We start from the raw sequence: 19,693 nt of genomic DNA, 5'->3' as shown, positions 1-19,693 counted from the left end.
CTGCGCGTGCGCGGAATCGCTCAAACGCTGGTGCTGACGGGGGCGGTGCGGGCGGCCGACATGTCGGAGGCGCTCGCGCAGTTCGGCGAAACGTCGGCGCTCGAGCGTCACCTCGTCGAGCGGCGCCTGGTCACCGAGCTGCAGCTGGCCGAGGCCATCGCGCTGCACACGGGGCACCGACTGGTCGACCTGCAGGATGCGACCCTCGACCCCGAGATCGTCGCGCTCGTACCGAGCGCCCTGTGCCGCAGGTACCGGCTGATTCCGCTCGAGCGCATCTCGGGCCGTCTCACCGTGGCCATGCTCGATCCGACCGACATCATCGCCACCGACGACGTCACGAGCCTGACCGATCTGAGCGTCGAACCGGTCGTCGTCGCCGCCGACGCGCTGCAGCAGGCCTTCGACCGCTACCTGCGCTCCGATGAGGAGCTCAGCGACCTCTCCGAGCAGATCGGCGAGACCAGCGCCTCCGAGGGCGCGGTGTTCACCGAGTCCCTCGACGAGCAGGATGCCGATGCCCCGATCGTCCGCTTCGTCAACCTGCTGATCGCCCAGGCCATCAACGACCGGGCCAGCGACATCCACGTCGAGCCGGGCGAGCACGAGCTGACGGTCCGCTTTCGGATCGACGGCGTGCTGCACGAGATGCAGCGGGCGGACCGCGGCATCCAGGACGGCATCATCTCGCGCCTGAAGATCATGTCGGCCATCGACATCGCCGAGCGCCGCCGGCCGCAGGACGGCCGCCTCTCGGTGCATCACGAGGGCCGCCAGATCGACCTGCGCGTGGCGACCCTGCCGACGGTGTGGGGCGAGAAGATCGTCATGCGCATCCTCGACAACTCCGCCCAGCGCATGTCGCTCGACGACCTGCGCATGTCGGCCGACAATCTCGGGCGCTTTCGCGGCGCCATCACCCGGCCGCACGGCATGGTGCTGGTGACGGGGCCGACGGGATCGGGCAAGTCCACGACGCTGTACACCGCGCTGCAGGAGGTCGCCGACCCCCGGGTCAACGTGATCACCGTCGAGGATCCCGTCGAGTACCGCATGGCCGGGGTCAACCAGGTGCAGGTCAACAACCGCGCGGGTCTCACCTTCGGATCGGCGCTGCGGTCGATCCTGCGCAGCGACCCCGACGTGGTGCTCGTCGGCGAGATCCGCGACCACGAGACCGCCGTCATCTCGATCGAGGCCTCGCTGACCGGCCACCTCGTGCTCTCGACGCTGCACACCAACGACGCCCCGAGCGCCGTGACCCGCATGATCGAGATCGGGTGCGAACCCTTCCTCGTCGCCACCGCCCTCTCGGCCGTCGTCGCGCAGCGCCTCGCGCGCCGCCTCTGCGATCGGTGCCGTCAGCCGGCGAACGAGCCCGTCGAGGTGCTCGACTCCCTCGGATTCCCGTACGACCCCCAGCATCCGCCCCAGATCTTCCGCGCGGTGGGGTGCGTCGTGTGCTCGCACACCGGCTACCGCGGCCGGATCGCGCTGCACGAGGTCATGACGCTGTCGGAGCGCATCGAGCAGCTCGTCGTGACCCGCGCCACGGGCACCGAGATCCGCGCGCAGGCGCTGGAGGAGGGCATGGTGTCGCTGCGCAACGACGGCTTCGCCAAGGTAGCGCAGGGACTCACGACGATCGACGAGGTGCTGCGCGTCGCCGCCTGACGCCCGGGCATCGCTGGAGTCGGTTCACGGGCGCACTCGGCCCGCGTGTCCCACTTTCTGTCGCTGTGGGTGCGCCCAGCTCGTGTGTGTCCCACTTTGTGTCGCCATGGGGCCCCCTCAGCGACAGAAAGTGGGACACCCCACCCCACCCCACCCCACCCCACCCCGCCGGAAGACGGGAGTTGCGCGCAGATCATGGATGCCGGGGCTCAGCCGCCCATCTCGCCGTAGATGCTGAAGATCGGCATGTAGAGCGAGACGACCATGCCGCCGATGATGATGCCGATGCCGACGATCAGCACCGGTTCGATCGTGGACGCCAGCTGGTCGGTCGCGGTGTCGACCTCGTTCTCGTACACGTCGGCGATGCTCGCGAGCATGTCGGCGAGGGTTCCCGACTCCTCCCCCACCGACACCATCTGCGCCACCATCGGGGGAAAGACACCCGCTTTGGCGAGCGGGCCCGAGAACGAGCGGCCCTGTCGGATCGACTCCTGGATGTCCTGCACCGCCCTCTCGACAGCCCAGTTGTTGGAGGCCTCGCCGACGATGGCGAGCGCCTGGATGAGTGGCACACCGGCGTGGAGCATCATCGACAGGCTGCGCGCGAACCGCGCGACGGCGATCTTGGTCATCAGGGTGCCGAACACCGGCATCCGGAGCTTGAGCGGATCGACGACGCGGCGCACCCGCTCGGTCGTGCGATTGCGCCGCCACCACACCCAGCCGCCGGCGGCGCCGATGACGAGCAGCGGGATGATCCACATCATGTTCTTCGACAGCGTGACGAGGATCTGCGTGGGCAGCGGCAGCTCCGAGCCCATGCCGACGAACATGCCCTCGAAGATCGGCACGATGAAGGTCACCATCGCGAGCACGCCGAGCATCGCGACCGAGAGCACGACCATCGGGTACGTCGTCGCGGTCTTGATCTTGTTCTGCAGCTCGGCCTCGCCGGCGTAGGTCTTGGCGATCGAGGCGAGCGACTGGCCGAGGAACCCGCCGCTCTCGCCGACCTTGACGATGCTCACCAGCAGGGGCGGGAACACCTTGGGGTGCTTCGACAGCGCCGAGGAGAACGACGACCCCGTCTCGACGTCGGCGTGCACGGCGACGAGGGCGCTCTGCAGCGCCTTGTCGCTGGTCTGCTCCGTGAGGATGGAGAGCGTGCGCATGAGCGGCAGACCCGCGTTGGTCAGCCCGGCCATCTGCTTGGCGAACGTCGCCAGCTCCGCGACCTTGACGCGCTTCTCGAACCCCGGGATGCGCAGTTCGGCGTTCAGTCCGGTCGTCGCGACCGCGGCGACCTCGAGGGGGGTGAGACCCTGCGCCCGCAGCTTCGAGGTGACGGCGCCCTCACCCGCGGCCTCCATCGTGCCCTTGACGACCGCGCCGCCCGAGAGGTCGACGGCCCGGTAGGTGTACTCCTGGATGACGGCCATCAGCTGCCCCAGCCCGAGAGCTGCCGCTCGCCCGCGTGCATCGACCAGGCCTCGGCGTCGAGATCGGCAGGGCGCACGCGCACGTCGTCGAGGCTCTTGGGGTCGGCGGCGTACGTCTTGGCGACGGCCTGCGAGACGGTGCCGGCCTCGACGAGGCGCTTGAGGTCCTGGTCGAGGGTGTGCATGCCGAGCGCCGACCCGGCCTGCATGGCCGAGTAGAGCTGCCCGATCTGCGCCTCGCGGATGAGGTTCGCCACGGCGGGGGTGTTCACGAGCACCTCGGTCGCGATCGTGCGCCCCTTGCGCTGGGCCAGTGGGAGCAGGCTCTGGCTGATGATGCCCTGCAGCGTGTCGCCGAGCTGCGTGCGGATCTGATCCTGCTGATGCGAGGGAAAGACATCCACGATGCGGTTGATGCTCTTCGCCGCGCCCTGCGTGTGCAGCGTCGAGAGCACCAGGTGACCCGTCTCGGCGGCCGAGAGTGCGGTGTGGATCGACTCCTGATCGCGCAGCTCGCCGATGAGGATCACGTCGGGGTCCTGACGCAGGATGCGGCGCAGTGCCTCGGCGAACGAGGCCGTGTCGCTGCCGATCTCGCGCTGGTGGATGAGCGAGCGCTTGCTCTGATGCTGGAACTCGATCGGGTCCTCGACCGTGATGATGTGGGCGGGCAGGGTCGTGTTGATGATGTCGACCATGGCCGTCAGGGTCGTGGACTTTCCCGAGCCCGTCGGTCCCGTCACGAGCACGAGCCCGCGGGGTTTGAGGGCGAGGTCGCGACAGACGGCGGGGGCACCGAGCTTCTCGAGCGTCGAGACGGTCGTCGAGATGAAGCGCAGCGCGACCGCCATCTGCCCGACCTGACGGAATACGTTGACGCGGAAGCGGCCGAGACCCGGCGAGGTATAGGAGAGGTCGACCTCGCCGGCGGCGGCGAAGTCCTCGCGCTGACCCGGGGAGAGGATGCGGTCGATCGCGGCCTCGAGCCACGCGGCCGGAAGGGGCTCGGCGAAACCCGGCACGGGGGCGAGATCGCCGTCGACGCGCATCTGCGCGGCGGCGCCCGCGGTGAGGTGCACGTCGGAGGCGCGTCCCTCCGCCGCGGCGTTCAGGATGGGGTCGAGCGTGGGGGTCATCGTTCTCTCCTCAGCTGTCGGCGCGCACGAAGGTCAGGGCGCTGACGGTCACGTCGTAGGCGTCGTCGGTGGCGGTCAGGCCGGAGTGGACGATCGCGATCAGTCGGGGCCCGCGCCCCAGGGCGTCGACGAACGCGACGGCCTGCGCCGGGTCGGCCGCCTCGACGGCGATCGAGAACGACACCTGGGTGCGCAGGCTCGCGGCGGTCGCCTCCGGCGCCTGTGCGGCGGGGTCGGCGGCGTCGGCGGAGGGTGCGGGGGTCTGGGCGGGTGCCGCCGCGGCCGCGGGGTCGGATGCCGGAGCCTGCGCGGGTGCCGTCTCTGCGGCGCCGTCCTCGTCGGTACCGCCCACGCGGGGCGCCCATGCCTCGACCTCGGCGGCGGTGACGCTCACGACCGTCACACCGCTCTCGGCCGCGGCCGCACCGACGATCTCGAACACGTCGTCGGCCCTGGTGTCGGCGGGGATCTGTGCGCGCAGCTCGGCGACGTCGGCTTCGATCTCGTCGAACCGCTCGGCGTCGGCCCGCAGCGCGGCCAGCTGCGCATCGAACACGATGTTGTCGCCCTCGACGCGCTGGGCGTCGGCTGAGACCTTCTCGGCGGCGGAGAACAGCGGCAGGGCGATGAGGAACACCCCGCCCAGGAGCGCCGCGACGACGGCGAGCCCGCCGACGAGATTGATGAGCTGCTTGGCCATCACTGCCCTGCGCTTTCGTCGGGATCGGCGTAGACGCCGGTGTAGAGCGATTGGTCGAGAACGAGGGTGAGCTGATACGTGTACGTGCGCGCATCACCCTCTCCCGTCTCGGCCATCACCTCGCGGGCATCGGCCGACAGGGCGCCGGGGATCGCGCGCAGCGCGCGCACCGCGGGGGCGATGTCGATCGGCGTGGGCGATTCGAGGGTGAGCGCACCCGACAGGCCGGGCGCGGAGGCGCTCTCGGGCGAACCCGCCGCGGGCGCGGCTCCCACGGCGAGATCGAAGCCGGAGAGCGTGACGCCCGGGGGCAGTGTGCGCACGAGGGTGTCGAGCATGTCCTCCCAGCGCAAGTCGGTGGCCATCGCCTCGGCGCGGAAGGCCGTCAGCTCCGTCTCGGTGGCCAGGGCCTGACGCACGTCCTGCAGCGTGGCCAGCTGAGCCAAAAGGTCGGTGGTACGCGACCCGGCCGCCGCGAGACGCTGCTCGGCCGCGAGGGTGAGCGCGTAGGAGCCGCCGCTCAGTACCAGCACGGCGGCGAGCGCGCCCACCAGCCCCCATCCCCAGCGGCGGATCATCGCCGCCCGCTCGCGTCGCTCCGTCTCGGCGCGGGGAAGAAGATTCACCCGCGGCGACGCGGCCGAGGCCGCGGTCGCCGCACCCCGGGTGAGCGAGAGCCGCGAGGTGCGCGCGCGAGGACTCAGGCGCGGCCCCATCCGGGCACCTCCCCGAGTACGACGCCGATGGTCGGCACCAGGTTGCGGGCGAGGTCGTCGGCGGGTGCGGCATCACCCGCGGACGGGAGCAGGTCGCTCGCCGCGATCGCCCGCACGGGCACATCGAGCGCAGCATCCAGCGCTTCTGTCATGCCGGGTGCGGCGGCGCCGGCACCGCTGACGAGCACGGAGCTCACGGGCCGCTCGGTACCCGGGCGCGCGTCGTAGAAGGCGATCGTGTCGCGCACCCGCGACATCATGTCGGCCACGGCCGGGTCCATCGCGCCGTGCCGCGCCGCCGCGCGGCCGCGGAGGGTGGGCAGCGAGGCGGGTAGGGCGACCGCCTCGTCGGGCACGCCGACGCCAGCGCCCACGAGAGCGAGTTCGCGGACCGGGGCCTCGACGGGTGCCACGGTCGCCTCGACCGTCGCCGCGGTCCTCGCCCGCACGGCCGCGGTGGGAAGCGTCGCCGGGATGATGCGCACGAAACGCGGCACCCCGAACTCGGTGACAACGACGTAGCTCGTGTGATCGCCGAGGTGCAGCATCGCGACGCACTCGCTCGGGGCCAGTCGTTGCGCCGCCCGCGCGAGTCCGAAGGGTGCAAGATCCACCACGTCGACCCGCAGCCGGGCCTTGCCGAGGGTCGAGATGAGCGCCTCGACCGTCTCGGACACGGCGGCCACGAGCAGCCCGTGGATCTTGCCCTCGTGCTCGAGCGTGGGATAGAAGTCGAGCACCGCCTGCGTCACCGGTACCGGCAACAGGTCCTGCACCTGGAACGGCAGCGCCTGGCGCAGCAGCTCCGGCTTCATCGCGGGGGTGACGTATTCACGCACCAGGATGCGACGGCTCGCGATCGCGAGGACAACACGGCGCCCCTTGATCCCGGCGCGAGCCCACAGCTGCTTGATCGCGATCGCGACCGCGTCGGGGTCGAGGATCTCGGAATCTCTCGCCGAGCCCGGGGGCAGCAGCACCTCGCCCGCCGCGACGACGGTGGGCGTCCGGCCCGTCGAGATCTCGACGGCGCGAACGCTCTCCTCGGTGATCTCGAGTGCAACCTGGGTCTTCGCCATCAGCTCTCTCCCCTCTCCCGCGCCCTCATGCGCCGATCGCCCATCGCACGTACGCCTGCGCGAGCGGTTCGCCGGCGGCGATGCCCAGCCAGGCACCCGCCAGCATCCACGGCCCGAAGGGGATCGCGTCACGCCTGCCGGCACGTCGCGCGATGATCACCGCGACGCCGTACAACCCGCCGAGCACGAAGGCCGCGAACCCGCCGACGGCCAGCGCGCCCCAGCCGACCCAGCCGAGATACATGCCGAGGACCCCGGCGAGCTTGACGTCGCCGCCGCCCATGCCGTCGGGCCGGATGAGGCGAAGGAGCGCATAGAACCCGTACATCGCGGCGGCCCCGACGGCGGCGCGCACGAGGCCCATGGGGTCGGCGCCGAGAGAGGCGGCGACCGCGAACAGGCCGAACGCGACGACGTAGCTCGGCAGCACGATGGCATTCGGCAGCCGCTGGGTGTCGAGGTCGATGAGCGTCAACGCGACGCTGACGGCAGCCAGCCACAGGTACGCCAGCAGCACCCCGATGCTCGACGCGTCCACGCCCGCGATCGCGACCCTCTCGGTCGCGGCCCACACGACACCCAGGAACGCGAGCGCCGTCGCGACCTCGACCAGCGGGTAGCGGGCCGAGATCGCGGTGCGGCACGTCGCGCAACGACCGCGCAGCAGCATCCACGACAGCACCGGCACGTTCTGCCACGCCCGCACCGGAGCATCGCACGCCGGGCAACGGCTCTCACGCGTCAGCGGAATGCCCGCGGGCACGCGATAGACGACGACATTGAGGAACGACCCGATGACGAGGCCGAAGACGGCCGCGAGCACGAGCGTGTATACGAGAGCGGCGGGGGTCATCGGAGGTCTCTCTGACTGACGAGCGTGCCGAGCGCCTCGATGGTCTCGGCGCCGACGGATGTCGCGCTCTCGGGCATGTTCGGCAGCAGGATCTGGTCGCCGTAGAACGACAGGCCTCCGCCATAGTCGAACGACCCGCCGTAGAAGGCCCCGCTCCACTCGTCGTGCCCCATGCCCGCGACGTCGATGATGCACGGCGTGTAAGCCATGGCGGTGACCCCCGTCGCCATGATCGTGCCGTTGATCAGGATGTCGCTGCCGCGCACACACGTCGGCTTGCCGTCGGCGAGCGTGTCTTCGACGACGACCCACACACTCGGGGAGGCCCCGCCCGCCGCGCGGACGGTCAGCATCGTGAGGTCGAAATCGTCCGCCAGCAGCACAAGATCGGTGTTCAGGAACACCTCGGGGTGCGATCCGTTGTTCGAGCTCAGTTCGCTGCACGCGCGTGCGTCGACGATCGTCGGAGTGGTGAGAGTGCCGAGACTCCCCCATCCGGTGCCCGGGCTGGCGTTGAAGTACCCGCAGGTTCCGACCGCGGTGCTGCCTCTGACATCTGTCAGGGTCACCACGTCGAAGCCCTGCCAGTCGGACTGCTGGTAGCGGTAGTCGAACCACGGATCGAAGGTCGGCGCGGCCGCCGGGGTCGTCACGGACTCCGGTTCGTTGATGCCCCCCGCCACCGAGCCGCTCTCCATCTGCAGCGTGGCGCTCAGCGGCAGGGTCAGCGACCCGAGCAGGCGCTGGCTGCCGAGGTACGCGCTGCCGGCCGTGACGACATCGCCCCCCACGGTCTTGGCGTTCCAGCCGAAGTCGACGGTACCGCCCGCGAGCAGGTCGCCGCCGATCGTGCCCTGGATGTTGTTGCTGCCCGAGCCCGAGACCGAGACCGTGCCGCGGATGGTGTCGCCGCCGTTCGACATGTCGAGCGTGCCGCCGGCCACAACCGATCCCTGCACGTCGCAGCCGCCCTTCGTGGCGAAGCTTCCGCTCAGCACGATGTTGGCCGGGATCACGGACTGGCAGGTGAAGTCTCCCGTCGGGATCACGATCGAGAGCAGCTCGTCATCGAGCGTGTGGGCCAGCACCTCGTCGGTGAACGTCGTCTTTCCGAAGAAGACCATGTCGCCCTCGCCGCCGATGTTCTCCACGCTGTAGTCGTAGACCGCCGAGAGCGTGACCGCTCCGCCGCTCACGCCGTAGCCGGTGGAGACGAACGTTGCGCGACCGCCCTCGCACGTCGAGGCGACGTCGTAGCGGGGGGCGGTGGCGTTGGTGAGGCTGAGGTTGCAGACGACGTCGGTGCGGCGGACGTGGGCGACAGCATCCGCCAATCCCGCGTCGGCGGCCGCGCGCGCCTCGGCGTTCAAGCGACTGCCGACGAGGGATGCTGTCGTGTTGGTCACGACCGTGGCGGCGGTGAGGCCGCCGAGGCTCAGCACCAGCATGATGATGAGGACGACGACGAGAGTGGATCCGCGCTCGTCGGCCGACGGCACGGGCTGGCGGCGGGAGCGGGTCATCACCAGCACCCCAGTGCCTGCGTATCGGTGAGCGCCTGTGCCGTGACGCCCGACGTGACCGCGACGCTCTCGTCGCCGACGGCGACCGAGAGTCCGACCGTCAGCAGCAGGCCGTCTGCCGTGAACGGCACCCCGCCGGGTTCGGTGCCCGTGACGCCCGTCGCGATGACCGCCCAGCCCGCGGGATCGGTGCCGATCGCGGCGGTCGACGTGGTGTACATGAGGGCCCCGTCAGGGGTCAGCGCCCACGCGCGGCACTCCCAGTCGCTGGCGCCGGTCGCGACGCGTGCCCGCAGCACGGCCCCGTCGATGGTGAAGAGGTCGGCGTTGCGCACCGATGCCTGGATCGACTCGGTGATGACCTGCGCCTGCCCGGTGGCGGAGTCGCGCTCGCGGGTCGAGGCCTCGGTACGCATGCCGGTGATGAAGATCGAGACCATCAGGCCGAGGAACAGGGCCGCGAGTGCCGCCCCGATGATGAGTTCGACCATCGTGATGCCGGCATCGTCCGCTCGGCTGCCGCCCGCGCCGCGCCCTGGCTGCGGGTGCGGGTGGGGCTTCATGGCTTTCCGATCAGGGGGATGAGACGACGATGCGGGTGGGGACGGTGGCGAGCACCGCCGTGGGATCTGCGCTTTCGTAGACGCGCGCGGTCACGGTGACCGTGCCCGGCAGGTCGGCGGGGCACTCGGAGACGAGGATGTCGGCCGAGAGTCCGCTGCCTGCCGGGTCCGGTATGCCGGTGGCCCGGTGCGCCTGGACGGCGGTGCAGGTGGTGGTGAGGGTGTCGCTGGGGAACTGGTCGCGGAAAAACGCGAGCCGCTCCCCCGCGAACGTGGTCGCGGCGACCAGCGAGGTGTTGGATGCGCTGGCGCGGGTGCCCTGCACCAGCAGGGGCAGCACCGCCATGGCGAGGATCGCGACGAGGAACATCGCGATCACGAGTTCGACGATGCTGAACCCGTCATCGGTGTGGATGCTGCGGCTTGCGTGGTGCGCGCTTCGGGGGTGCGTGCCTCGGGGGTGCGTGCTTCGGGGGGAATCGTCCGCGGCGGTGATTCTGCGAGTCATCGCGAACCTCCCGGGGGGAACGAATCGGGGTGTGCGAGCCATCCTCCCCCGAGGGCGCCGCACACCCCGACGATTTTGGGGTTAGCAGCCGGGGCCGGACTCGGCCGGATCGAGGTCCCCTGCCGTGCCCGTCACGCAGAAGTCGTCGAGAGTCGAACCGCTGATGCTCAGGGTGATCTCCGGATCCGTGCCCGCTTCAAGGTTGTCGAAGAACCCTGCGTCAGATGGATCGGTCGACTCATCGACATCCGCGGTCGCTGGGTCGTCCACTCCGGGACTCGCGAAAGTTGCTGCCGCCTGGCTCGCCCCGTTTGCGGTCACTGAATCCAGGGCGGCCTGCTGAGCATTGCGCTGAATACCGCTGAATACCGGAATGGCGACGGCGGCGAGGACGCCGAGGATGACAACGACGACGATCAGCTCGATGAGCGAGAAGCCCTTGTCGCCGTTCTCTTCGCGGCGGGCCTTCTCGGCCTGGATGTAGCTGCGGACGAATGCGCGCATGGTGGTCTCCCGTGTGTGGTGCCGAATGGGTGAGACCCCGTCGCCGGGGCCGGAGTTGGCGCCCTTCCTGCGCTTCCCTCCGGTGAGAATCATTAGACACTTCTCATCTTCGTGTCAACCCAGAGGAGGCAAGTTCGTCAATTCGACACGCCGCCGTAACATGATCACTGAGGCATATCTTGAGCAAACCTTGAGGAGAATCGCGGATTTCCGCGGCAGCAACGGTGACCCCTCATGTGCCGCGCCCGAACTGACATCCACCGAGAGCCCGCGGCGCAGCATCCCACCGACGGAAACATGAGAGCAAAGATGAGAGGCATCTCACCCAACAATGAGAGCCCTCTCATATATCGGTATCCCCTTGCCCCCTGCATGTCCCAATAACTGTCGCCTAGCGGCCCCCAGACCGACAGAAAATGGGACACCGTGCCGGCGCACGGCCCCCGAGCGCCGCATCCCCGCATGGATGTCCCAGAATCTGTCGGCTGGCGACGCCCATGCCGACAGAAAGTGGGACACCATCCCACCAGAACGAGCCGGCAAGCGAGCGGGCGCGCAAAGCAAAGCAAGCAAAAGAACCGCCCCCGGCCGCGCGGAGCGCTGGCCGAGGGCGGGTATCCGGACGCCCCCGTGGAAGGGGGAGGGGGTGGGGCGCCGGATCCTGTGTCTCAGCCGGTCTGGCTGAGCTGTCCGTAGATGCCGAAGATCGGCATGTAGAGGGCGACGACCATGCCGCCGATGAGGATGCCGATCACGACGATGAGGATCGGCTCGATCGTCGAGGTCAGCTGCTCGGTCGCGGTCTCGACCTCACCCTCGTAGAGATCGGCGATGCTCGCGAGCATCTCGGCGAGGGTCCCCGACTCCTCGCCGACCGACACCATCTGCGCCACCATCGGCGGGAACACCCCGGATGCTGCCAGCGGCGCGGCGAACGAGCGCCCCTGTCGCACGGAGTCCTGGATGTCGCGCACAGCGCGGGCGACGACGCTGTTGTGCGCGGCCTCCCCCACCACCGACAGGGCCTGCAGCAGCGGAACACCGGCGTCGAGCATCATCGCAAGGCTCCGGGCGAAGCGTGCGACGGCGATCTTGGTCGCCAGAGGACCGAACACCGGCATCCGCAGCTTCAGCGGATCGACCACCGCGCGCACCCGGTCGCTGTCCTTGGCGCGCAGCCACCAGATGCCGACACCCACGACGAGCACGGCGAGCAGCGGCAGGATCCAGATCATGTTGTCGCTGATCGCCACCAGGATGAGCGTCGGCAGCGGCAGATCCCCGCCCATCCCCGAGAACATGCCCTCGAAGATCGGCACGACGAAGGTCACCATCGCCAGCAGCGCGACGACCGCGATCACGAGCACGATGACGGGGTACGTCGTCGCCGCGCGGATCTTGTCGCGCAGCTGCGCCTCGCCCGCGTAGGTCTTGGCGACCGAGGTGAGCGAGCGACCGAGGAACCCGCCGCTCTCGCCGACCCGGATGAGGTTGACCATCAGCGGCGGGAACGCCAGCGGCTGCCGGGCGAGCGCGCTCGAGAGCGACGACCCCGACTGCACATCGGCCTGCGCCAGCACGAGCGCCGCCTGCAGCGCCCTGTCGTCGGTCTGCTCGATCATGATCGACAGGGCGCGCATGAGCGGCAGCCCCGCGTTGATCAGGCCCGCGAGCTGCTTGGCGAACACGGCGAGCGCCTTGACGCCCACGCGCTTCTGCCGCCCGGGCAGGGTGATCTCGCGCTGCAGTCCCGTCTTGCGCACGGGCGACACGTCGAGTGTCGTCAGGCCCTGGGCGCGCAGCTTGGCCGCGACGGCGCTCTCGCTCGCCGCCTCGATGCTGCCCTTGACGACGGCGCTGCCGTCGGCGTCGATCGCCCGGTAGCTGTACTCCTGCACGATGCTCATCGACGTGCTCCCCACTGCTCGAGCTGGCGATCGCCGGCGTTGAGCGTCCAGGCCTCGGCGTCGAGATCCGCGGGGCGCACGCGCACGTCGTCGAGGGTCTGCGGATCGGCGGCCATCGCCCGCGCGACGTGCGCGGCGACGGTGCCGTTCTCGACCAGGCGCTTGAGGTCCTGATCGAGGGTGTGCATGCCGAGGCCCGCACCCGCCTGCATGGCGGAGGAGAGCTGCGCCACCTGACCCTCGCGGATCATGTTCGCCACGGCGGGGGTGTTCACGAGCACCTCGGTCGCGATCGTGCGACCGGCATCCTGCGCCACCGGCAGCAGCGTCTGGCTGATGATGCCCTGCAGCGTGTCGCCGAGCTGCGTGCGAATCTGATCCTGCTGATGCGAGGGAAAGACATCCACGATGCGGTTGATGCTCTTCGCCGCGCCCTGCGTGTGCAGCGTCGAGAGCACCAGGTGACCCGTCTCGGCGGCGGAGAGCGCCGTCGCGATCGACTCGCGGTCGCGCAGCTCGCCGATGAGGATCACGTCGGGGTCCTGCCGCAGCACCCGCCGCAGCGCCTCGGCGAACGACGCCGTGTCGGAGCCGATCTCGCGCTGGTGCACGAGCGCGCGCCGACTGCGGTGGGTGAACTCGATCGGGTCCTCGATCGTGACGATGTGGGCCGGCAGCGTGCGGTTGATGATGTCGACCATCGCCGTCAGCGTCGTCGACTTGCCCGACCCGGTCGGCCCCGTCACGAGCACGAGACCCCGGGGCTTGAGCGCCAGGTCGCGGGCGATCGCCGGCGCGCCGAGCTCTTCGAGCGAGAACACGCGGTTGGGGATCAGTCGCAACGCCGCCGCGACCTCGCCCGCCTGGCGGAACACGTTCACGCGGAGGCGCCCGACCTCGGGCACGGCGTACGAGAGGTCGACCTCGCCCGCGGCGTAGAACTGGTCGCTCTGGTCGGGGCTCATGAACCCCAGCACGGCGGATTCGACCCACACGGCCGAGGTCGGCTCCGCGTGCGCGGGCACGGCGACGAGGTCACCGTCGACCCGCATGAGCGGCACCTGGCCGGCGGTGAGATGGATGTCGGAGGCCCCGGCGAGCGCGGCGGTCTCGATCAGCCGATCGAGGGCGGTTGTCTGCGTCATGATCGCTCTCACTCCCCCGCCGCGGATGCGGCACCCGGCTGCACGAAGGTCAGCGCGTTGACGGTCAGCCGCGGCGACTCGGCGTCGTCGACGAGCGACGACTGGACGACGGCGATGAGACGCGGGCCCTGCGCGAGCGCGTCGAGGAACCGCGCCGCCGCATCGGGGTCGGCGGCTTCCACGATGATCGTGAAGGGCACCTGCACCCGACCCGAATCGGTGGATGCTGCACCCCCCGCGGTCTCGGACGTCTCGGTGCCGGAGGCGGCAGCATCCGTCGTGCCGTCGGCGGGCGCCTGCGCGTCGGCGGGGGCGTCCGGCGCGACCGCCGCGTCGGTCGAGACCGCCGCGGTGCGGGCGGCCCAGGGCTCGGACGTCGACGCCGTGGCGCTGACGACGGTGACCCCGGCCTGCTGGGCGGCGGTCGCGACGAGCTCGAACACGTCGTCGAGGTCGCTCGCGGCGGGGATCTCGGCGCGCAGCTCGGCGAGGTCGCTCTCGATCTCGTCGAGCCGCTCGCTCTCGGCCTCGAGCGTTGCGACCCGCACGGCGTAGGCGGCGTTGGAGGCCGCGACGCTCTGCGCGCTCTCACCCGTCTGCGAGGCGTTGACGAACAGCGGCACGGCCAGCAGCAGGATGCCGGCGACGATCACCGCGATCACGAGGATCGCGCCGATCAGGTTGATGAACTGCTTCGGGAACTGGGCCATCACTCCGTCTCCCCCGCGGCGTAGCGGCCGCTGTAGATGGACTGGTCGAGATCGAGCTCGAGCAGGTAGGTGTAGACGGTCGCGCCGTCGGTGTCGGTCGAGGTGACGTCGCGGCCATCGACCGCCTTTACGCCCGCGACGTCGCGCAGGCCGCGGATCGTGCCGGCCATGTCGAGCGGCGTTGCGCTGGTGAGCGTGAGCGTGCCGGTGAGCCCGCTCGCGGCGGCGCTCGCGACGGCCGTGTCGGCCGCCACGTCGCTGTCGGTGTCGGCCGCCACGACGGGTGCCGCGCCGACGACGACGTCGAAGCCCGTGATCGAGACGCCCGCCGGCAGCGCGCCGGCAAGGCCCGAGACGGTGTCGCGCCAGAGGATGTCGGTGCCCATCGCGTCGGCGCGGAAGGCGCCGAGCTCGCCCACCGAGGTCAGCGCCGAGCTGACCTCGGTGAGTGCGGCGAGCTCGGTCAGCAGCTCGGCGGTGCGCGCCTGCTCGAGCGCCAGCCGCTGGTCGGCGGCGAGCTTGACCACGAACGCGGCGCCCGCGGTGACAGCGACCGCCGCGAGAGCCGCGACGAGCACCCACGCCCACGTGCGCACGAGGGCCGCGCGGCGGCGGCGCTCGATCTCGGCGCGCGGCATGAGGTTGACCCGCGGCGTGCGCGGGGTGGCGAGGATCGGAGCGCGCATCAGGCCGCCTCCCCCAGCGCGACGCCGATGGTGCTGACGAGGTTCAGGGCGCTTTCGCCGGGCACCTGCGCCTGCTCCAGGGTGACGAGATCGCCGATGGTCGCCTCGTGCACCGTGATGTCAAGCCCGCCGACGAGCGCCGAACGCAGGCCCGGCAGGGCCGCCCCCGCACCGCTCAGGTGGATGCCGGAGATCGAGGTGCCGTCGGGGCGATCGCCGTAGAACGCGATCGTCGAGCGCACCCGGTGGGCGAGGTCGGCGACGACGGGATCGAGGGCGGCCGGGGCGTCGGTGCGCTCGGCCGCAGCGCGCAGGGCGGTCGCTGCCGTGGGCACGTCGATCGGGATCACGCGCACGAAGCGCGGCACCCCGTCGACGGCGATCACGACGTGCGTGGTGTGGTCGCCCACGTGCACCATCGCCACGCTCTCACCGGGCGAGAGCCGACCGGCCAGGCGCGCGAGCCCGAAGGGCACGAGGTCGACGAGGTCGGTACGAAGTCCCGCCTTGGCGAGCGTCGCCACCAGCTGCTCGACGGTCTCGGCGACGGCCGCCACGAGCAGGCCCGTGACCTGGCCGTCGTGCTCCGACACCGGGAAGAAGTCCAGCACCGCCTGGTGCGCCGGCACCGGCAGCAGATCCTGCACCTGGAAGGGCAGCGCCTGGCGCAGCAGCTCCGGGCGCATCGCCTGCGTCGTGTACTCGCGCACGAGCACGCGCCGGCTGCCGATGCCGAGCACGACCCGGCGCCCCTTGATGCCCGCGCGGCTCCACAGCTGCCGGATCGCGACGGCGACAGCATCCACATCGAGCACCTCGGAGTCCTTCGCGGCTCCGGGCGGCAATGCGACCTCGCCGCTGGCGACGAGCTTGGGCGTGCGTCCGGTCGTGATCTCGACCGCGCGCACGCTCTCTTCGGTGATCTCCAGTCCCACGAGCGTTCTCGCCATGGTGTCCCCTCCCTTGATTCCCCAGTGCGGCCCCCGCCGCCTCGACTCGCACGCGCCCCGCTTCCACCCGGTGCGCGCACGCTGTTGCATCACGTCGTGAAGACCGTGCCCGTGTACCACCCCGCCAGCCACTCACCCGCGGCGATGCCGCCGAGGGCGCCCAGCAGCATCCAGGGGCCGAACGGGATCGCCGTGCGGCGCCCCGCCCGCTGCAGCCCCATGAGCGCGAGGCCGAAGACCCCGCCCAGCACGAAGGCCGCGAAGGCTCCGACCGCGAGCGCGCCCCAGCCGAGCCACCCGAGGTACAGACCGATGACGCCGGCGAGCTTGACGTCGCCGCCGCCCATGCCGTCGGGCCGGACGAGGCGGAGCACGGCGTAGAACCCGTACAGCACCGCGGCACCGATCCCGGCGCGCAGAAGCGCCGACCAGTCGGCCCCGAGCAGGCACGCGAGCGCGAACAGCGCTCCCGCCACGAGATAACTCGGCAGCACGATCGCGTTCGGCAGGCGATGCGTGTCGAGATCGATCAGCGTCAGCGCGATCGCGATCGACACGAAGTAGAGATAGGCGACGAGCACCACAGCGGTCGCGGCGGCCGGCAGGGTCGTGGTCGCGAGGGTCGCGGCGGTGACGCCCGCGAACGCGACGCCCGTCGCGAGCTCGACCAGCGGGTAGCGGGCCGAGATCGCGGTGCGGCACGTCGCGCAACGACCGCGCAGCAGCATCCACGACAGCACCGGCACGTTCTGCCACGGCCGCACCGGAGCATCGCACGCCGGGCAACGGCTCTCACGCGTCAGCGGGATGCCGGCGGGCACGCGGGAGACGACGACGTTCAGGAACGAGCCGATCACCAGACCGAACACGGCCGCGACCCCTGCGAGGGCGGCGATCGTGGCGGGAGCGAGCGCGGTCACGAGATGTCCCGCTGCGAGAGGAGGGCGCCGAGTGTCGTGGTGCCACCGCCGGTGGCGCCCGAGCCGCCGGGACCCGCGCCCCACTGTCCGGGCAGCGCCATCGAGTGCGCGTAGATGTTGATGCTGCCGCCGTCGTCGAGCGTGCCGGCGTACATCGAGCCGGTCCAGGTGCCGCCGTTGCCGACCCGCAGCGTGCAGGGGGTGTAGGCCATGGACTTCACCCGGATGTCGATGTAGGCATCCGTCTCGATCGTGCGGCCGGGCACGCACGTGGGCTGTCCGTCGGCGACGAGGTCGGGCACGACGAACCATGCCTGCGGGTCGGTCCCGGACTTGGGCGTGAGCGTGAACTTGCCGAACGAGAAGCTGTTGGCCACGAGCACGAGGTTGACGCCCAGCTGCGCCTTGGCATCGGCTCCGAATGCCGTGTCGATGCCGTTCGTGCACGCCGTCGTGTCGACGACGGTGTTCTTTGCCAGACCCGTGACGAAGGTGTTCCAGAATGTCGTGGTCTTGCCGTTGATGGTGCTGCAGCTGTACGGCGCCGACGTCGGGGTGATGGTGACGATGTCGTAGCCCGGCCAGTCCGCGGCCTTGTAGGCGTAGTCGAACCACGGGTCGAAGGTCGGCGCGGTGACGCTCGGCTGCCAGCGGATGCCGTTCGCGGCTCCGTTCGCGACCTTCGCGTGGCTCGTCGGCTTGGCGGCGGTGACATCCGCCCACTGGATCTGCAGCTTGGCGCTCTGCGGCAGCGTCAGCGTGCCGCCGACCTTCGAGATGCTGCCGCCGATCGCCGTGCTGCCGCCCGAGGTGACACTGCCCTGCACGACATCGCTGTTGTTGAGATACACCGACCAGGCACCGAACGGATTGCTCCCGCCCGCGTGCAGGCTGCCGGTGATGGTGCAGCCCGACTGTCCCTGGAACGAGCCCTTGATGCGCACATCGCCCGGGATCACGGTCTTGCATTCGAAGCCGCCGCCCGCCGGGAACTCGACGGCGGTCAGGCCCGTCGACTTGGGCATGACGTGGTTGGTGAAGTAGACGCTCTCCCCCGCCGGATTGAAGAACACCAGCTCGGCGGCGCCGCCGAACGAGGGCGCCGTCTCATACGCGTACACGGCCTGGGTGACGGTCGTTCCGCCGTCGGTGCCGCGCCCGGTCGAGGTGAAGGTCACGCGGTCGGTCGTGCATGTGCTCGTGACGGAATACGAGGGGGTGGATGCTGTCAGCGACAGCGCGCAGAAGTCCGAGGTGCGGCGTGCCTGGGCCAACGCGGCCGAGATTCCGGCGTCGGCCGCGGCCTTGGCCTGCACCCCGCCGCGCGTCTGCACGATCGAGGAGGCGGTGCCGGTGACGACGGCCGCCGCGGTCATCGCGACGAGGCTCAGCACGAGCATGATCACGACGACAGAGACGAGGGCCGAGCCCTGGTCGTCGGCGCGGGCGCGAGCGGTGTGGCGGGCGTGCGCGCGGGTGCGCGCGGTGTGGGCGCGGGTGCGCAGGCGGTTCACCAGCATGAGGCGGTCGTTCCTTCCTGCGTGGCCTGGGCGAGCGTGCCGCCCGAGATCGGAATCGTGGACTCGCCGGTCGTGACCGCGAGGGTGAGGGTCAGGCTCTTGCCCGACGTCGTGAAGGCGGCGCCGCCCGGGCCGGTGCCCTCGACGCCGGTCGAGAGCTGCGTCCAGCCGGAGTAGCCCGCGGTCGGCAGCGCGATCGCGGTCGCCGCGGTGCGGTGCATGAGCGAGCCGGTAGGCGTGAGCGCCCAGGCCTCGCAGCGCGCCGACGTCGTGCCGGTGGCGACCCGCGCCCGCAGCACGAGCCCGTCGACGCGGAAGTCGGTGGAATTGCGGATGCTGGTCTGCACCGAGTTCGCGATCACCTGCGCTTTGCCGGTGGCCTGATCGCGTTCGGTGGCCGCCGCCCCCGATGACAGCCCGGTGGTGAAGAGCACCGCCAGGATGCCGAGCAGCAGTGCCGTGAGCGCGCCGTACATGATCAGCTCGATCAGCGTCGCCCCGCCCTCGCCCGTCGAGGCGGCGGTCGTGGCGCCGGCGGAGCGGCGGTGCGCGGCGGTCGATCGGCGCGATGCGGCGGTCACGAGGTGCTCACCAGGATCTTGGTGGGCACCGACGTGAGCACCGGCGAACCGGGCTCCTCGCGGACGGTGACCGTGACGGTCACGGTGCCCGGGTATTGCGCCGGGCAGGCGCCGAACCCGTAGGCGGTGGTGAGCCCCGTGCTCACATCGACTCCCCCAGTCGATGCGAGCACGGAGCCGCAGCTCGTCGTCGTGGACGAGTCCGGGAACCGGGCACGGATCTCTGCGATCTCGGCGTTCGCCAAAGCGTTCGCCGTGGCCAGATCGCGGTTGTCCGCACTCGATGCCGTCGCGGTGATCAGCAGCGGTACGACCGCCAGCGAGATCACCATCAGCAGCAACACCGCGACGACGATCTCGACGAGGCTGAAACCCCCGTCGGCGGTGCGCCGTGCGCCTCCCCCGTGCTGCCGCTTCTGCGACGTTCCCATGTCGCCCACCCTCCCCAGGTGCGAGCTGTTGTCCCCGAAGGGACTTTCCCCAAGTTGCACCCCCGAGCGGTCTTCCCCAGTCCGCTCAGGGGCTCTGGCCGGAGCCGGCGGCGGCTGTGTCGCCGCGCGGCCCCGTCAGTTCGTG

General features: G+C 70.6%; 20 protein-coding genes. 1 reads left to right on the top strand and 19 read right to left on the bottom strand.

Going from position 1 to position 19,693, the window contains the following annotated elements:
• Window positions 1-6 precede the first annotated feature (6 nt).
• Window positions 7-1,674, top strand: a complete 1,668-nt coding sequence (locus AB2L57_RS08255) for a GspE/PulE family protein (protein WP_292812674.1) — start codon at window positions 7-9, stop codon at window positions 1,672-1,674.
• Between the two features lie 209 nt (window positions 1,675-1,883).
• Here the strand turns inward: AB2L57_RS08255 and AB2L57_RS08250 are convergent, their stop codons facing one another.
• From AB2L57_RS08250 to AB2L57_RS08160, 19 genes are all read right to left on the bottom strand, one after another.
• Window positions 1,884-3,116: a type II secretion system F family protein gene (locus tag AB2L57_RS08250; protein ID WP_292812676.1), complete on the bottom strand. Its 1,233-nt coding sequence runs from the start codon at window positions 3,114-3,116 to the stop codon at window positions 1,884-1,886.
• The gene (locus AB2L57_RS08245; RefSeq protein ID WP_292812678.1) at window positions 3,116-4,252 is read right to left on the bottom strand and encodes a type IV pilus twitching motility protein PilT; all 1,137 of its coding nucleotides are present in this window, start codon (window positions 4,250-4,252) and stop codon (window positions 3,116-3,118) included. Before AB2L57_RS08245 ends, AB2L57_RS08250 begins: the two co-directional genes overlap by 1 nt.
• 10 nt (window positions 4,253-4,262) lie before the next feature.
• Window positions 4,263-4,952 carry a hypothetical protein gene (locus AB2L57_RS08240; protein ID WP_409048549.1) on the bottom strand — a complete coding sequence of 230 codons (690 nt, stop codon included), beginning with the start codon at window positions 4,950-4,952 and terminating at the stop codon, window positions 4,263-4,265.
• Window positions 4,952-5,668 (bottom strand): PilN domain-containing protein, encoded by a 717-nt coding sequence (locus tag AB2L57_RS08235; RefSeq protein WP_409048548.1) that lies wholly within the window; start codon window positions 5,666-5,668, stop codon window positions 4,952-4,954. Before AB2L57_RS08235 ends, AB2L57_RS08240 begins: the two co-directional genes overlap by 1 nt.
• Window positions 5,653-6,747, bottom strand: a complete 1,095-nt coding sequence (gene pilM / locus AB2L57_RS08230) for a pilus assembly protein PilM (protein ID WP_409048547.1) — start codon at window positions 6,745-6,747, stop codon at window positions 5,653-5,655. Before pilM (AB2L57_RS08230) ends, AB2L57_RS08235 begins: the two co-directional genes overlap by 16 nt.
• 25 nt (window positions 6,748-6,772) lie before the next feature.
• The gene (locus AB2L57_RS08225) at window positions 6,773-7,600 is read right to left on the bottom strand and encodes a prepilin peptidase (RefSeq protein ID WP_409048546.1); all 828 of its coding nucleotides are present in this window, start codon (window positions 7,598-7,600) and stop codon (window positions 6,773-6,775) included.
• Window positions 7,597-9,123, bottom strand: a complete 1,527-nt coding sequence (locus tag AB2L57_RS08220) for a hypothetical protein (protein ID WP_409048545.1) — start codon at window positions 9,121-9,123, stop codon at window positions 7,597-7,599. The genes AB2L57_RS08225 and AB2L57_RS08220 overlap by 4 nt, the downstream gene beginning before the upstream one ends.
• Complete coding sequence (locus tag AB2L57_RS08215) at window positions 9,123-9,686, bottom strand: hypothetical protein (RefSeq protein ID WP_409048544.1); 564 nt, start codon at window positions 9,684-9,686, stop codon at window positions 9,123-9,125. Before AB2L57_RS08215 ends, AB2L57_RS08220 begins: the two co-directional genes overlap by 1 nt.
• A gap of 10 nt (window positions 9,687-9,696) precedes the next feature.
• Window positions 9,697-10,194, bottom strand: coding sequence for a type II secretion system protein (locus tag AB2L57_RS08210; RefSeq protein WP_409048543.1), 498 nt, complete (start codon window positions 10,192-10,194; stop codon window positions 9,697-9,699).
• Between the two features lie 81 nt (window positions 10,195-10,275).
• Entirely contained in the window at window positions 10,276-10,698 is a 423-nt protein-coding gene (locus AB2L57_RS08205) for a prepilin-type N-terminal cleavage/methylation domain-containing protein (RefSeq protein ID WP_409048542.1), read from the bottom strand.
• Window positions 10,699-11,366: 668 nt separating this feature from the next.
• Complete coding sequence (locus tag AB2L57_RS08200; protein ID WP_409048541.1) at window positions 11,367-12,605, bottom strand: type II secretion system F family protein; 1,239 nt, start codon at window positions 12,603-12,605, stop codon at window positions 11,367-11,369.
• Window positions 12,602-13,750, bottom strand: coding sequence for a type IV pilus twitching motility protein PilT (locus tag AB2L57_RS08195; RefSeq protein WP_292812698.1), 1,149 nt, complete (start codon window positions 13,748-13,750; stop codon window positions 12,602-12,604). Before AB2L57_RS08195 ends, AB2L57_RS08200 begins: the two co-directional genes overlap by 4 nt.
• Before the next feature lie 8 nt (window positions 13,751-13,758).
• On the bottom strand, window positions 13,759-14,460 hold the full coding sequence (locus AB2L57_RS08190) for a hypothetical protein (protein WP_409048540.1): 702 nt from the start codon (window positions 14,458-14,460) through the stop codon (window positions 13,759-13,761).
• Entirely contained in the window at window positions 14,460-15,146 is a 687-nt protein-coding gene (locus AB2L57_RS08185) for a hypothetical protein (protein ID WP_409048539.1), read from the bottom strand. Before AB2L57_RS08185 ends, AB2L57_RS08190 begins: the two co-directional genes overlap by 1 nt.
• Entirely contained in the window at window positions 15,146-16,096 is a 951-nt protein-coding gene (gene pilM / locus AB2L57_RS08180; protein ID WP_409048538.1) for a type IV pilus biogenesis protein PilM, read from the bottom strand. The genes AB2L57_RS08185 and pilM (AB2L57_RS08180) overlap by 1 nt, the downstream gene beginning before the upstream one ends.
• Window positions 16,097-16,185: 89 nt before the next feature.
• Window positions 16,186-17,016, bottom strand: a complete 831-nt coding sequence (locus AB2L57_RS08175; RefSeq protein ID WP_409048537.1) for a prepilin peptidase — start codon at window positions 17,014-17,016, stop codon at window positions 16,186-16,188.
• Complete coding sequence (locus AB2L57_RS08170) at window positions 17,013-18,536, bottom strand: hypothetical protein (protein WP_409048536.1); 1,524 nt, start codon at window positions 18,534-18,536, stop codon at window positions 17,013-17,015. The genes AB2L57_RS08175 and AB2L57_RS08170 overlap by 4 nt, the downstream gene beginning before the upstream one ends.
• Complete coding sequence (locus AB2L57_RS08165) at window positions 18,527-19,117, bottom strand: hypothetical protein (RefSeq protein ID WP_409048535.1); 591 nt, start codon at window positions 19,115-19,117, stop codon at window positions 18,527-18,529. Before AB2L57_RS08165 ends, AB2L57_RS08170 begins: the two co-directional genes overlap by 10 nt.
• A complete protein-coding gene (locus AB2L57_RS08160) occupies window positions 19,114-19,548 on the bottom strand; it encodes a hypothetical protein (RefSeq protein ID WP_409048534.1) in 435 nt (144 codons plus the stop codon). Before AB2L57_RS08160 ends, AB2L57_RS08165 begins: the two co-directional genes overlap by 4 nt.
• Window positions 19,549-19,693: the final 145 nt, after the last annotated feature.

Source organism: Microbacterium sp. HA-8 (assembly GCF_046111165.1).
GTDB lineage: Bacteria > Actinomycetota > Actinomycetes > Actinomycetales > Microbacteriaceae > Microbacterium.
Note: the sequence above shows the minus strand (reverse complement) of the source record. Positions and strands in the feature narration are given on the sequence as shown.

Bases quoted from the DNA above. Each gene is read 5' to 3' on its own strand.
- AB2L57_RS08250 (WP_292812676.1), bottom strand. From the start codon at position 3,116: ATGGCCGTCATCCAGGAGTACACCTACCGGGCCGTCGACCTCTCGGGC.
- AB2L57_RS08245 (WP_292812678.1), bottom strand. From the start codon at position 4,252: ATGACCCCCACGCTCGACCCCATCCTGAACGCCGCGGCGGAGGGACGC.
- AB2L57_RS08240 (WP_409048549.1), bottom strand. From the start codon at position 4,952: ATGGCCAAGCAGCTCATCAATCTCGTCGGCGGGCTCGCCGTCGTCGCG.
- AB2L57_RS08235 (WP_409048548.1), bottom strand. From the start codon at position 5,668: ATGGGGCCGCGCCTGAGTCCTCGCGCGCGCACCTCGCGGCTCTCGCTC.
- pilM (WP_409048547.1), bottom strand. From the start codon at position 6,747: ATGGCGAAGACCCAGGTTGCACTCGAGATCACCGAGGAGAGCGTTCGC.
- AB2L57_RS08225 (WP_409048546.1), bottom strand. From the start codon at position 7,600: ATGACCCCCGCCGCTCTCGTATACACGCTCGTGCTCGCGGCCGTCTTC.
- AB2L57_RS08220 (WP_409048545.1), bottom strand. From the start codon at position 9,123: ATGACCCGCTCCCGCCGCCAGCCCGTGCCGTCGGCCGACGAGCGCGGA.
- AB2L57_RS08215 (WP_409048544.1), bottom strand. From the start codon at position 9,686: ATGAAGCCCCACCCGCACCCGCAGCCAGGGCGCGGCGCGGGCGGCAGC.
- AB2L57_RS08210 (WP_409048543.1), bottom strand. From the start codon at position 10,194: ATGACTCGCAGAATCACCGCCGCGGACGATTCCCCCCGAAGCACGCAC.
- AB2L57_RS08205 (WP_409048542.1), bottom strand. From the start codon at position 10,698: ATGCGCGCATTCGTCCGCAGCTACATCCAGGCCGAGAAGGCCCGCCGC.
- AB2L57_RS08200 (WP_409048541.1), bottom strand. From the start codon at position 12,605: ATGAGCATCGTGCAGGAGTACAGCTACCGGGCGATCGACGCCGACGGC.
- AB2L57_RS08195 (WP_292812698.1), bottom strand. From the start codon at position 13,750: ATGACGCAGACAACCGCCCTCGATCGGCTGATCGAGACCGCCGCGCTC.
- AB2L57_RS08190 (WP_409048540.1), bottom strand. From the start codon at position 14,460: ATGGCCCAGTTCCCGAAGCAGTTCATCAACCTGATCGGCGCGATCCTC.
- AB2L57_RS08185 (WP_409048539.1), bottom strand. From the start codon at position 15,146: ATGCGCGCTCCGATCCTCGCCACCCCGCGCACGCCGCGGGTCAACCTC.
- pilM (WP_409048538.1), bottom strand. From the start codon at position 16,096: ATGGCGAGAACGCTCGTGGGACTGGAGATCACCGAAGAGAGCGTGCGC.
- AB2L57_RS08170 (WP_409048536.1), bottom strand. From the start codon at position 18,536: ATGCTGGTGAACCGCCTGCGCACCCGCGCCCACACCGCGCGCACCCGC.
- AB2L57_RS08160 (WP_409048534.1), bottom strand. From the start codon at position 19,548: ATGGGAACGTCGCAGAAGCGGCAGCACGGGGGAGGCGCACGGCGCACC.